Below are 12242 nucleotides of genomic sequence, written 5' to 3'. Positions count from 1 at the left end.
TTAGCTTTTTCTAAAACATTATTTTTATTAGAAATACTATTCAGCTATTAATTGAATTCATTCATTTATCAATAATTGCTTGTCGAGCTTTTTCTTTATCATCAAAATGAATAGTCGAATCCTTTAAAATTTGATACGTTTCATGCCCCTTCCCAGCAATTAAAACGATATCATTAGAAGATGCCATGTTTATTGCATGTTTTATAGCCAGTTCACGATCTACTTCTACTTTATAATTCAAATTATTATTTTGTGAAAATCCTTTTTCAATATCTTTCATTATTGCATAAGGGTCTTCTGAACGTGGATTATCAGAAGTAATATAAACAAAATCACTATAATTTCCAGCAATTTCACCCATTATAGATCGTTTTTTTGCATCTCTATCTCCACCGCAACCGAAAACAGTAATAATTTTACCTTTTGAAAACTCGCTAATTGTAGAGAGGGCATTTTCTAACGCATCTGGTGTATGAGCATAGTCCACGATTACAAGGAAATCTTGATTTTCGTCTATGATTTCCATTCTACCTTCAATGCTCTTTACATGAGATAAACTGTAACTAATGTTTGTAAGCGGAATATCTTCAACCAATGCAGCTGTTATTGCTGCTAATGCATTATAAACATTAAAATGGCCTACTAGATTTAGATTGATTTCTTTTTCCCCATTAAATGTAGAAACTAAAAACTGAATTCCTTTTGGGCTTAAAGTTATGTTCTTCGCTTGAACATCCGCTCCATTATGTATCCCATACGTAATCACTTCAGCAGAAGTAACTTTTTTAAAGTATTCTACTGATGGATCATCTGCATTCAAAATAGCAATTTTTTTATCTGTAGTAGAAAAATCATTTCCTAATCTAGAAAAAAGAAGACCTTTTACATGCTTATATTCCTCAAATGTACCATGATAATCCAAATGATCTTGCGTTAAATTTGTAAAAACAGCGGTTTTAAAGTTACACCCTTTAACTCTTTCCATATGTAAACCCTGTGAAGTAACTTCCATAACACAATAATCTGTATTATGATTTTTCATCTTTTGCAAATTCCGCTGAAGTATCGGTGGCTCTTGCGTATTAATATCAGTAGGATACCATTTCGAACCAACTTTCACTCCGTTATTCCCCATAAGCCCTGTTTGAAATCCATGATCAGTCAAAATTTTTTCAAGTAAATAGGATGTAGTGGTTTTACCATTTGTTCCTGTAATTCCAATGATCTTTATTTTATTAGATGGGTAGCCATAGAAATGTGATGCGATAATTGCCATAGCATACCTTGCATCTTTTACAATTATTTTAGGTATTTCAATGTTTACATCTCTTTCTGCAATTAACGCCACAGCTCCATTTTTCACTGCATCTTCAACAAATTGATGTCGATCTTCAAGAAAACCATCAATACCTGATACACATATAAAAAGATTTCCGCTAGTGATCTTTCTAGAATCCATTTCTAATCCCGTAATTTCTACATTCATATTCCCAATGGTATCTTTAATCAATAACAAATCCGCCAACTCTTTTAGTTTCAAATCCCTCGCCCCCTTACACATTTACCCTACTTATTTTACCACTTCATATAAAATAATGGTTTAAAATTCCATATCAGTCGAACGAATTTTAATTATCTTCAATATACATAAATAAAAGAGCACTTGTTTCCGCAAGTGCTCTTTTTGGGGATTTTGAGATATCCTATTAAAGAAAGTTAAGGTTACTTAAAGTTAATAGGTATTTCTATTATATGCTTGTCCTTTTTATTTGTGCATAATCAATATATAAACATCTTTAATCATATTTAATAACTTTTAATTATAGTTCTTTCTTACATTTTATCATTAAGAAATTAATTGAAGGCTTATTTTCCATGATCTTATTTGGTTCATCAATTTCTGAAACTTGTACTAATCCGTACTTATTAAAATCTTGTTTTATAGATTCAGAATCATAGAAGAACATTTTTACACCTTCCATTATCTCAAAATAATCTTTGTCCAACTGTTTTCCTTTTCCATACATTGGAGCTTTTTTAAAAACAGTTGTGAAAACCATATATCCACCTGGTTTCAACTGATTATAACAATCTTTAATAAATTTCTCTCGCTCATGCTCATTTAACAAATGAAGAAGTGCATGACTAAATATCCCGTCATACAGTTTATTATCAAAAGGCATTTCGTTAACCGAACCGTGATACATACGAACATCTTCTAGTCCGTTTTCTCTCGCTAAATCGATGGCTGTTTTTGAGATTTCAATACCTGTTACATTTATACCATTTTCGATAAACACCTTTGCGTTTCTTCCATATCCAATACCCGGTATTAATATGTCTTTAACGTTCTTTTTCAGAAAAAAATCTTTTGTCAAAATTGCAGATTCAGTAGGTTCAAATCCCCACATCGTTTGCTTCTCAATAAAACTTGATTCCCAAAATTCCATTTTATTTCTATCTCCTTATTCTTATCTCATGTTTAGCATCACATGAAAGACCTATTAATTTAAAAGCTGCTTTTTTCACCACAGTTACTATAGGTCCATTGAATATAGCATATTAATAAACCTATATCTAATTTAAAGATTGGCTGAATATGTATTCTAAATATTAACTTTTACATTTAGAAAAAATAAAAAATGCCAATACTTCTATTGTATATTGGCATTTTCACATAAGAAATTATTTTTTTATTTTGTGCTGATCTAATATTTTTTCTAACATTTCTAAAGTTATCGGTTGAGCTTTCTCTATTAATCGATAACCAATACGTCCATTCGGTTCGGCTGTAACTTGTTGTAAACTCTTCAAATCATGAATTCCTTTTTCTCTTAATTGCATATATAGTTGTTGTTCTGACATTTTTGCCTTTATCAAGTTCGCTTTAATAATCTCACCGTTTTCAACGATTATAATGCTACTGCCATTAAGGAATTGTTCCACCTTCCTTGATTTCAATTCAAAGAAATGAATGATAAGAAGTATGCTTGCAAATATTACAGCCGCAAATATAGATGGGACTACTTTCCTACTTAATACAGGCTCTACAATAATACGTCCAATTGATACTACTATAATGATTTCAGCTCTTGTCATTTGGCTAACAGATGTACTACCAGTCATTTTTAATGCAATCATTCCGGTGAAAATTAAAATAATACTCTCCAAAATAATATTCATTATGGCCCAATCCTTTAATAGTGAATGTTATTAGCATTCCCATTTCATATAGCATTCTAAAAGAATTTTAATTAAACTTTTTTGTGAAAATCATACTTACATATTCTGAAAAGAATCTATTTTGATCAATCTTCCATTGCCCCCAAAATAAAAAGCACCCGAATGGATGCGTATAGATTAAACTAATTCATTATTACTTTCTCCACTTTTATCATCAACTGATTTCAAGTCTAACATGCTGCCTATATCAGGTGGTAAAGCTAACTCTATACCAGCTACTGGTTGATTATCTTCATTAAACCATTGTTTCTTAAATTTACTCAATGCTTCACTTTTCTTTTTCTCATCCATATTAGCCCGCCTTTTATGTACATGATATTAAACACTTTACTTAATATGTACATTGAGAAAGATAATATACTATTTGTTCATAATGAAAGAGCAAAAAAACTTCTTTGTTTACACAAAACGTTGCACCTGTAAAAAATCCCTATAGTTGTTATCCCTCATTTTATTATCATATTCATGACGAAACATACGTGAGCTATGTGACATGTACCTGATCATTTTATTCATATGAGACAAATACTTTTAAGGGGGTAATTATCCCTTCACTCAATTCTTCAAAACATTTTTCAAGAGCAGTATAATGAATCTCATGTTGAAAAATCTCTTCTATCCATGGTGTTCTTTCTATCTGATTAAAAAACCAATCTGCATGTTTTTGATAATCATATCCGTCACTTGAACCAATGATCTGCAATTCTTTTCGATAAAAGTCGGCGGTTAATGTTAAGTCTTCTATATTACCATCAGAAAGAATGCATATAGCCCCATTACTTTTAATAGCCTTTTGCAATGTGTGAAACCCTCTATTTGTAGCAGAACATTCCAAACCGTAATTATATGTTTCTATTATTTGCTTTTCTGAATCAAAGAGGTTGTTCGCACCAAACTTCTTTGCAAATTCTTTTCTATTTTTATTAGGCTCCACAACATCCACATGTTCCACACCTACATAGTATTTTAAGAAATAACAAGCGAGTAAACCGATAACTCCCATTCCAGTAATAAGTACTTTTTCATCCTGTCGCGGGTCTAGCTTCAATACCCCTTTAGCAGCATCACACGAAAGAATAGATAATAAAGCAACTTTAGATTTTATATAACTAGGAACTTGAATGACTTTATCTCCCTTAACTATTCCTACCGTTTCATGTCCATAAAAAGAGACTACTTTATCCCCTACGTTTAAATTTGTTACTTTATTACCAACTTGAATAACTTCACCATAACTTTCATATCCAGTTTTTCTTGGATACATAGGATTGGTATCTGAACCATCCGATTCTTTATACTGTGGTAACTCTGCTCCAATACTTATTGCACCTGCGATTGTTTTAACAATAATTTCATCATCCTGTATGGACTTAATTTTATCAGTTTGCCAATTCAATTGTTTAGGTCCTTCTAAAACTAACTTATATTGTTCCATAGCTTCCCTCTCACTTTATAAAAATATATTCTCACTAAATTGCAAACCATGTATAATAGATTCATCTAAAATTTAAGCTATAAAGTTGGTTAGCAACCAACAGTGATAATATGATAATTGAATTTGATGGATATGGAATTAATGAGTATGTTATTGGCCTTAACTGTTCTCTAAACGAATTAAGAACAATGTATTTAAATGTGAAAAATGAAGAGATATCTAACGAAGATCTTCTAAGCTTATTTTGTATACATTACCATTATGAAAAAATCCCAAAATTACTACGAGAAGACATCACGAGCGATGTTGTCATTGATTTAGATACGGACTATATTTATATCCCTAATAGATAACAATACATTAGATTAAAAGAATAGGAATTACGATTCAGCTAAGTGTTTAATGAAATAAGTAAATGCCCAAATTAATGTCGCAAATTGAGTGACAAAATACATGGTCCATTCAAAACCAGTCAATTTTCTCTCTCGTTTCACTTTCTTTAAGTATCTGTAAAATATTAATGTACTTAAAAACATTAGTAATAGCGATAATTGCTGTAAATCATCGACTATACGTACCCCCATAGATTCCATCACCCTCCTATTCATAATAAATGCTATACATAAAGAGTACCATATATTGGTAGTGTATTTCCATTTCAAATACTTATGTCATAAATAAAAAGAGCACTCAGCTATTGAGTGCTCTACAAAATATAAATTAAACAGCTTTTCCTTAAAAGAATTTCATGTAATTCCCCTTACTTTTTATAACTCAGTTCTATCACTTCCGGTATATGCTTACTATCATAATTCCTCGTATAGATTTCTCCATCTGGAGTAACGAATTGTAATACAATCTCACCACAAACTCCATTTAGTATTTCAAATTCGCCTTGTGTATTTGAAATACTACGTTCCTTACTTTCAATTGAATCTTCATAAATTTTAACACTAGATATAGGTTCGTTATTTTGATCTACGATAATACCTCTTGAATACTTACCAACTGCAATACATTGATCATCTTCTTTATAATATTTAGTCACAATGATAGCTCCAATTATTATAACGATACACACAAACAAGAGAATTATTTTGCGTCTCACAACAAACCTCCTTATTTATTTTTTTCTTTTTTAAATTGAAAGGTTATCCGTCCCACTTGTTTGATTTCCTCAATCAATTTATGAATACCTTCTTCAATTTTATCTTCTTTTACATTCGATACGTTTAACTTTAGCAACTTTTCTTTATGAAAATCATTTAAATAATTTCTATCAACTGAATCGATACTAATTTGATTTTCTCTTAAATTTTTTATGATTGTTTCTATAGCTATGTTTTTTTCTATTTCTAAACAAGTGTGTATTCCCAATGTGTTTTTTCTATTATATGCAAATAATGATGGATTTTCATTTTGCACTTTTTTTAATGATTCCGCTAATTTTATTGATCTATTGTAGTAGGAAGATTTAATTTTATTTTTATGACGTTCAAACATGCCACTCTTTATATAAATTTCTAAAGCAGCTTGGGATATCATCGGGCTATCGATATCTAAAATCTTTTTATATGTATGGAAAGCATTCGCAATAACCGGTGGAATTACGGCTACACCAACTCGTAAACCTGGAAAAATAATCTTTGAATAACTTTTCAAATATATAACATGATTACCATCATCCAAGCTATATAACGGATCTGCTTTTGAATCTGTTTCTAAATCTGCTAAATAATCATCTTCCACTATAAATACATTATATTTCTTAGCCAATAAAACGATTTTTTCTTTCTCATCTTTAGAATAAGAAGTTCCAAGCGGATGATGATATCTCGGTATCGTATAAAAGAATTTTATTTTACTTGTTCGAAATATACGCTCCAATTCATGCAAGTCAATACCTTCATTCGTACGTTTAATACCGATTACAGGAATTTTATTTATTTCTAGATACTCAATATATAAATGATATGTTGGCTGTTCAATTAATATCGTTTCATTCTCATTTGGAAATGCTATAGAAGTTAGTATCGCTAGCGCTTGTTGTACACCTGACGTTATAAAAATATTTTCTTCTTTCGTGAACACTTGATAATTTGCTAATTGTTTTTGAATGACCGGAATTAAAGACGGTAAACCTTTCGGCGTTCCGTATACGAACAAGTCATTTTTATACGTATCAATGGCCTTATTAATACAATGCTGAAAATCTAAATATGGGAAAACATCTGGATCTGGTGCTGAGGAAGCAAAATCAATTATCTCGTTATTTTCTATGGTATTCCCAGATTTTTTAACAACGTAGTACCCACTTTGAGGCACAGAATAAATAATATGACGCTTTTCTAATTCATGTAGCGCCCGTATAACCGTTGCCTTATTACACTCATATTGCGTAACTAGTGTCCGAATAGACGGTAGTTTCTTACCTTCTTTTATCTCCCCATTTTGAATCATACTTTTTAAGTCGTTGAAAACATGTAAATATTTATACATCATTACCACCTCATCATTTAATTTGTACCGGTACAGTTTGTATTTGTTCACATTGTAGCACTAGATCAGAAAGTTTACTATGTACGTATACTGGCCAGTAAGAAATCAACTACTATGAGGTGAAATTATGAAAAATACAACAAAAGCATATATATCAGCATTACTCTATTCATTTATTATTGGATTTTCCTTTTTATTCGTGAAACTAACACTAACCATTACAAGCCCTCTTGATACTCTGGCTCATCGTTTTACAGTTGCTTTCATAGCAGCAAATATTCCGGTTATTTTTGGATTCATAAAGTTAAATATATCATTTAAAAATATACTTTCTCTTTTACCAATTGCGATTTTTTATCCAGCACTTTTTTTTGCTTTTCAAGCTTTTGGATTAGTGTATACAAGTTCATCTGAAGCAGGAATTATACAAGCGGTGATCCCAATATTTACGATGATCTTAGCTTCCTATTTTTTAAAAGAGTATACGAATACATCACAAAAAATCTCTGTACTCATCTCCGTCATCGGTGTCATTTATATATTTATAATGAATGGTCTAGGGGCTTATGAAACTAGTATCATCGGCGTTATTCTTATTTTGTTATCGGCATTATCATCTGCTTTCTATAATGTATTAGCACGGAAAATGGCAAATAATTTCAAGCTTATGGATTTAACTTATACAATGACAGCGATTGGTTTTATTAGTTTTAATTTAATTGCTATCGTCAGCCATATAAACAAAGGGACATTAACTATATACTTTACACCATTTATGAACGGTACCTTTCTTATTTCCATTTTATATTTAGGTTTGCTATCTTCTTTACTAACTGCATTGTTATTAAACTATTCGTTATCTTATATTGAAGCAGCTAAAATAAGTGTTTTCAGCAACTTATCTACACTTATTACAATTATCGCGGGTGTTGTATTCTTACATGAACAAATCGCATACTATCACATCATCGGAACAATTTTGATTGTTCTTGGAGTTGTGGGCACAAACTTCCTAGGAAAAAAAGGGATTGTAGTAAAGAAGAAGAATACTTCCTTAAGTAAATAAAAAGTGAGGGATAAATATTGCAACGTGTAAATACGATTGATATTAATAATGTATTAGAATTAGAAAATTCTCTTTCTACTTTATTAAATGAAGTGATTTCTTCAAAACTAGAACTTGAAAACTGGTTAAAAAAACAATCTACAGTCATTTTGGGAATTGAAGAACAATTAAGATTGCACTATATCGCCTTTCAATGTAATACAGATAATAAAAAAATAAAAGATGCTTTTGAATATGATCAACAATTTGTAAGGCCTCTTTTGAAACGTTATCAGAATTCATTTGATAATAAATATTTAGAGTCCCCTTTTCGAATGGAACTTGATCCAAAAACGTATAGCTTACTAGATAAAAAAATTAAGAACGCGCAAACATTATTTTGTGAAAAGAACATTGATTTAGAGATAACTGAAGACAAACTAGTAACACAGTACTTCGAAATTACAGGTAGTTTAACTGCACTATGGGACGGTGAAGAGAAAACAATTACTGAACTACAGTCTTACTTACAAGATCCGGATCGTCATATTCGAAAAAAAGCAAAAACGCTCATTTCTGAAACATTCTTATCTGTTGAAGATACATTACAACATATATTAAATGAATTAATCGTAATCCGTCACCAAAAGGCCAAAAACATTCAATTAGATAATTATCGTGATTATATGTTTAAAAAACATGAACGATTTGATTATACACCTGATGATTGCTATGAGCTTGCTGAATCTATTCGTAAGCATGTAGTGCCACTTATCGATAAGATATTTAATGAGAAAAAATCTGTACTTCAAGTAGATAGCCTTCGTCCATGGGATGTAAAAGCAACCGCACCAAATCAAAAAGCATTAAAACCTATCGAAGACGCGAGCGATTTAATCGAAAAAAGTTCTCATGTTTTACACAAACTAGACCCTGAATTTTCAACATTACTGGACCGTATGCATAAAAATAATTGCTTGGATTTAGAAAGTCGTAAAGGAAAAGGACCAGGAGGATTTTGCGAATATTTACCTGCTTCTCAATTATCTTTCATTTTCATGAATCTCAATCATACACATTATGATGTTACTACTTTCCTCCATGAAATGGGCCATAGTATTCATAATGAATGTATGAAGCAGTTAGAACTTCAAAAATATTTGGAAATCCCTTCTGAATCAGCAGAACTCGCTAGCATGACAATGGAATTATTTTCGATGGAATATTGGGATACATTTTATGAGAATAGAGAAGAATTTATAAAAGCAAAATTAGATTTCTTTAAAGATATTGTTAAATATTTACCACCAATGCTTATCGTTGATCAATTCCAGCATTGGATGTATGAAAATCCTAATCATAGTGCTAAGGAAAGAAATGAAAAATATTTAGAATTACATAACACTTACCAATCATGCGTCGTAAATATCGAAGGGTATGAAAATTGGATCGCAACTGGTTGGTTACCTGTACTACACATATTCGAAATACCATTCTATTACATCGAATATGCTATCGCACAACTTGGTGCATTGCAAATGTATAAACAATATAAAGAAAACCCTAAACAAGCAATAGAAAATTATAAAAAAGCTCTATCATTAGGTAGCTCTAGATCTTTAACTGAAGTATATGAGGTAGCCGGTATTCGTTTTGATTTTTCTGGAGAAACGCTTAAAGAACTAATGTTATTTGTAGAGGGCGAATTAGAGTCACTTGAACAATTGTAAGAAGAAAGCTGTTCCTATATTTTAGGTTCAGCTTTCTTCTTTATTTTATTTATCAATTCTATGTACTGAGAATCACCGTATCCGATTGTTGGAAAAAGTTGAAACAACTTTATTAATAATTCGTGATTTGATAAGCCTTGATTTTTAGAGATGAATTTCATTACGATATTATCTTCTTTTAGCATTTCTAAATATAAGTCTATAGCCTGATACATTACAGGTGGTACCTTACGGGAAGTCTTTTTATGGTCTACTAATACTTCATTGTATATAGAAGAATAATCCCCCAATTCAAGTTCAATTTGACTTACTTTAAATTCATCCTCTCTGAAGCTATTTAAGAATACCTTCCCTTCATAAGATGACTGTTCAAGGAAAGAAAGCATGGTAAGTAGGTTCATTTGGCAAAACATATCTTCACCAAACCATAAAACAATACATTTATACTTTTTCGTAAAAAGTTTTTCTAACGGGTCTATAACCTTTTCTGTATAACCTTCTATTGCACTGTTATGACCTTCTGCTCTTGTTTTAATAAACTCTTCATTAAAAACTTGTGTAGTAGCCAGGTTCACACACATTGCCTCATTAAATGGTGCATATTCAGAATCACCCATTAGCTTTTCATTTTTAAATTCTTCATACATCATTTGACCATTTAATATGTTTAGTACATCTTTATCAAACAGCTCTCTTTTCCTATTTCGTAACTGCTCAACCTCTAATTTTCTAGAAACATTCATTTTAAACTCCCCTTCTATTTTTAGTTTAATAAATGACTGAATAGGCATTTTGTTAAGCTGGAATTCTCTTGGATTCATTCCAAAAACATTCTTAAAAGCTCTACTATAAGCCTCTTGCGAAGAATAATTGTAATCCAATGCAATATCTATTATCTTTCTATCATTCGTCAAATCCCCCGTAGATAAATACAATCTTCTCAAAAGAATATAGCGTCTAATACTAATGCCTGTTACTTGGCGAAATCTAAAAGAACAGTAATACGGAGAATAACCCATATAACGAGATAATTCATTTACTGAAAATTCTTCTTTTAAATTGCTCTCAATCCAATCAATCATCTTCTGTATATGTTCCTTCATTTCCTTCACTCCTTATTTATAAGTATAAAGGAAGTTCGTTTCTTTCTTTTGATATTTCTTGTGTTTTATAAAATGAGCCATTCATTACTTCATGCTTCATTTTAAAGGAAATCAAAAATAAAACACGAATGTTGTAAATTAAGAACCTTTTCGTTCTCAAGTAAAAAAATAAAGTTTAGAAAGGACGTTACAATGAACGATCTCGAAAAAGAAATACTTCAATTCATAAATGAACAATATTCGTTAAATTTTATTAACATGAAACCAATAACGAATGAAATGTATCAATGTTTTACAGAACTAGGTACATACTTCATTAGAATTACAAACTACAAAACATATGAAGAACAGTTAGAAGAAGTTACATATACGAACTTTTTATATGAAAATGGTTTAGCAGTTCCTCCAATCATACATTCTCTTAATGGGAATTTAGTAGAAAGGTTAACATTAAACAAGGAGATTTTTTCCGTATTATATAAAGCTGCGCCTGGTATACACTTACCAAGGTGTGAATGGAATTCTAATATATTTAAAAAGCTTGGTAAACAAATTGGAAAATTACATAGTATTTCTAAAAGCTTTGAAAAGACTAAACCGGTTAAACATATAAACGATTGGTATGAAAACGAAGAATATAATTTTCTTAAGTATATCCCTAAACATGAAACTACTATAAGAGAAATTGCCTCTGACGTTTTAACTTCTATAAAGGGGCTAGAGAAATCTACTTCGAATTACGGCTTAATTCACGGTGATTTATGGTTAGAAAACATTTTAGTTGAAAACAATTCAAACTTAACAATGATTGATTTTCAAGACTGTGAAAAACATTTTTATATATTTGATTTAGCAGTTCCTATTTATAGTGCGATAGAATATTCATTTGCTGGAAATGGGAATATCGCAGACTATGAACATTCTATTACAAAAGCAATATTTGACGGATATCAAGAGGAAAATGAGCTACCTAAAGAGATGATAGACAAGTTGCCTATGTTTATTAAATTAAAGGAGATTTTTGAATATAGCTTAATGCATATGTATTGGGATAAAGAAGAATTAACTGAGGAACAAGTACGGATAATGAACCTTTATAGGATGAAAATCGAAACTAAATATACCTATATTAATGTTTAAAAATGCTGTTGTTTAACTACAAGGAAAATTTAGTTAAACAACACCAT

13 protein-coding genes are annotated in these 12242 nt (G+C 30.6%); 4 read left to right on the top strand and 9 right to left on the bottom strand.

The annotated features are described in order from the left end of the window. Positions 1-61: 61 nt before the first annotated feature. The 5 genes from ACHZK0_RS12325 to ACHZK0_RS12305 all read right to left on the bottom strand — a co-directional run bounded on the left by ACHZK0_RS12325 (position 62) and on the right by ACHZK0_RS12305 (position 4678). Positions 62-1540, bottom strand: a complete 1479-nt coding sequence (locus ACHZK0_RS12325; protein ID WP_395761615.1) for a UDP-N-acetylmuramoyl-L-alanyl-D-glutamate--2,6-diaminopimelate ligase — start codon at positions 1538-1540, stop codon at positions 62-64. 280 nt (positions 1541-1820) lie between these two features. Then, complete coding sequence (locus ACHZK0_RS12320) at positions 1821-2450, bottom strand: class I SAM-dependent methyltransferase (protein WP_395761614.1); 630 nt, start codon at positions 2448-2450, stop codon at positions 1821-1823. A gap of 235 nt (positions 2451-2685) precedes the next feature. Further along, positions 2686-3183 carry a DUF421 domain-containing protein gene (locus ACHZK0_RS12315; RefSeq protein ID WP_132135917.1) on the bottom strand — a complete coding sequence of 166 codons (498 nt, stop codon included), beginning with the start codon at positions 3181-3183 and terminating at the stop codon, positions 2686-2688. A 177-nt stretch (positions 3184-3360) separates the two neighbouring features. Beyond that, positions 3361-3534, bottom strand: coding sequence for a hypothetical protein (locus tag ACHZK0_RS12310; RefSeq protein WP_081110398.1), 174 nt, complete (start codon positions 3532-3534; stop codon positions 3361-3363). Positions 3535-3751: 217 nt separating this feature from the next. Further along, positions 3752-4678, bottom strand: a complete 927-nt coding sequence (locus tag ACHZK0_RS12305) for a zinc-binding dehydrogenase (protein WP_262743575.1) — start codon at positions 4676-4678, stop codon at positions 3752-3754. Positions 4679-4788: 110 nt separating this feature from the next. Between ACHZK0_RS12305 and ACHZK0_RS12300 the strand changes: the two genes are divergently transcribed. Beyond that, complete coding sequence (locus tag ACHZK0_RS12300; protein ID WP_262743576.1) at positions 4789-5031, top strand: hypothetical protein; 243 nt, start codon at positions 4789-4791, stop codon at positions 5029-5031. Between the two features lie 27 nt (positions 5032-5058). Here ACHZK0_RS12300 and ACHZK0_RS12295 read toward each other — a convergent pair whose 3' ends face one another. The 3 genes from ACHZK0_RS12295 to ACHZK0_RS12285 form a co-directional block, all read right to left on the bottom strand. Next, on the bottom strand, positions 5059-5262 hold the full coding sequence (locus ACHZK0_RS12295; protein WP_016087753.1) for a hypothetical protein: 204 nt from the start codon (positions 5260-5262) through the stop codon (positions 5059-5061). Positions 5263-5438: 176 nt separating this feature from the next. Beyond that, the gene (locus tag ACHZK0_RS12290; protein ID WP_395761613.1) at positions 5439-5786 is read right to left on the bottom strand and encodes a carboxypeptidase regulatory-like domain-containing protein; all 348 of its coding nucleotides are present in this window, start codon (positions 5784-5786) and stop codon (positions 5439-5441) included. An 11-nt stretch (positions 5787-5797) separates the two neighbouring features. After that, the gene (locus ACHZK0_RS12285; protein WP_395761713.1) at positions 5798-7177 is read right to left on the bottom strand and encodes a PLP-dependent aminotransferase family protein; all 1380 of its coding nucleotides are present in this window, start codon (positions 7175-7177) and stop codon (positions 5798-5800) included. A 127-nt stretch (positions 7178-7304) separates the two neighbouring features. Here ACHZK0_RS12285 and ACHZK0_RS12280 point away from each other — a divergent pair, with 127 nt between their 5' ends. Next, the gene (locus tag ACHZK0_RS12280; protein ID WP_262742630.1) at positions 7305-8243 is read left to right on the top strand and encodes a DMT family transporter; all 939 of its coding nucleotides are present in this window, start codon (positions 7305-7307) and stop codon (positions 8241-8243) included. 17 nt (positions 8244-8260) lie between these two features. Further along, on the top strand, positions 8261-9952 hold the full coding sequence (locus tag ACHZK0_RS12275) for a M3 family oligoendopeptidase (RefSeq protein WP_395761612.1): 1692 nt from the start codon (positions 8261-8263) through the stop codon (positions 9950-9952). 14 nt (positions 9953-9966) lie between these two features. Here ACHZK0_RS12275 and ACHZK0_RS12270 read toward each other — a convergent pair whose 3' ends face one another. After that, positions 9967-11055 carry a helix-turn-helix domain-containing protein gene (locus ACHZK0_RS12270; protein WP_395761611.1) on the bottom strand — a complete coding sequence of 363 codons (1089 nt, stop codon included), beginning with the start codon at positions 11053-11055 and terminating at the stop codon, positions 9967-9969. 192 nt (positions 11056-11247) lie between these two features. On the opposite strand from ACHZK0_RS12270, the gene ACHZK0_RS12265 reads away from it, so the two are divergent. Then, on the top strand, positions 11248-12195 hold the full coding sequence (locus ACHZK0_RS12265) for a phosphotransferase enzyme family protein (protein WP_395761610.1): 948 nt from the start codon (positions 11248-11250) through the stop codon (positions 12193-12195). The last annotated feature ends 47 nt before the right edge of the window (positions 12196-12242 follow it).

The organism is Bacillus sp. 3G2 (genome assembly GCF_044324725.1).
Lineage (GTDB): Bacteria > Bacillota > Bacilli > Bacillales > Bacillaceae_G > Bacillus_A > Bacillus_A mobilis.
This window is presented reverse-complemented; position numbering and strand designations above follow the sequence as displayed.

Coding starts and splice junctions, on each gene's coding strand:
- ACHZK0_RS12320 (WP_395761614.1), bottom strand. CDS start 2,450: ATGGAATTTTGGGAATCAAGTTTTATTGAGAAGCAAACGATGTGGGGA.
- ACHZK0_RS12315 (WP_132135917.1), bottom strand. CDS start 3,183: ATGAATATTATTTTGGAGAGTATTATTTTAATTTTCACCGGAATGATT.
- ACHZK0_RS12310 (WP_081110398.1), bottom strand. CDS start 3,534: ATGGATGAGAAAAAGAAAAGTGAAGCATTGAGTAAATTTAAGAAACAA.
- ACHZK0_RS12305 (WP_262743575.1), bottom strand. CDS start 4,678: ATGGAACAATATAAGTTAGTTTTAGAAGGACCTAAACAATTGAATTGG.
- ACHZK0_RS12300 (WP_262743576.1), top strand. CDS start 4,789: ATGATAATTGAATTTGATGGATATGGAATTAATGAGTATGTTATTGGC.
- ACHZK0_RS12295 (WP_016087753.1), bottom strand. CDS start 5,262: ATGGGGGTACGTATAGTCGATGATTTACAGCAATTATCGCTATTACTA.
- ACHZK0_RS12285 (WP_395761713.1), bottom strand. CDS start 7,177: ATGTATAAATATTTACATGTTTTCAACGACTTAAAAAGTATGATTCAA.
- ACHZK0_RS12280 (WP_262742630.1), top strand. CDS start 7,305: ATGAAAAATACAACAAAAGCATATATATCAGCATTACTCTATTCATTT.
- ACHZK0_RS12270 (WP_395761611.1), bottom strand. CDS start 11,055: ATGAAGGAACATATACAGAAGATGATTGATTGGATTGAGAGCAATTTA.
- ACHZK0_RS12265 (WP_395761610.1), top strand. CDS start 11,248: ATGAACGATCTCGAAAAAGAAATACTTCAATTCATAAATGAACAATAT.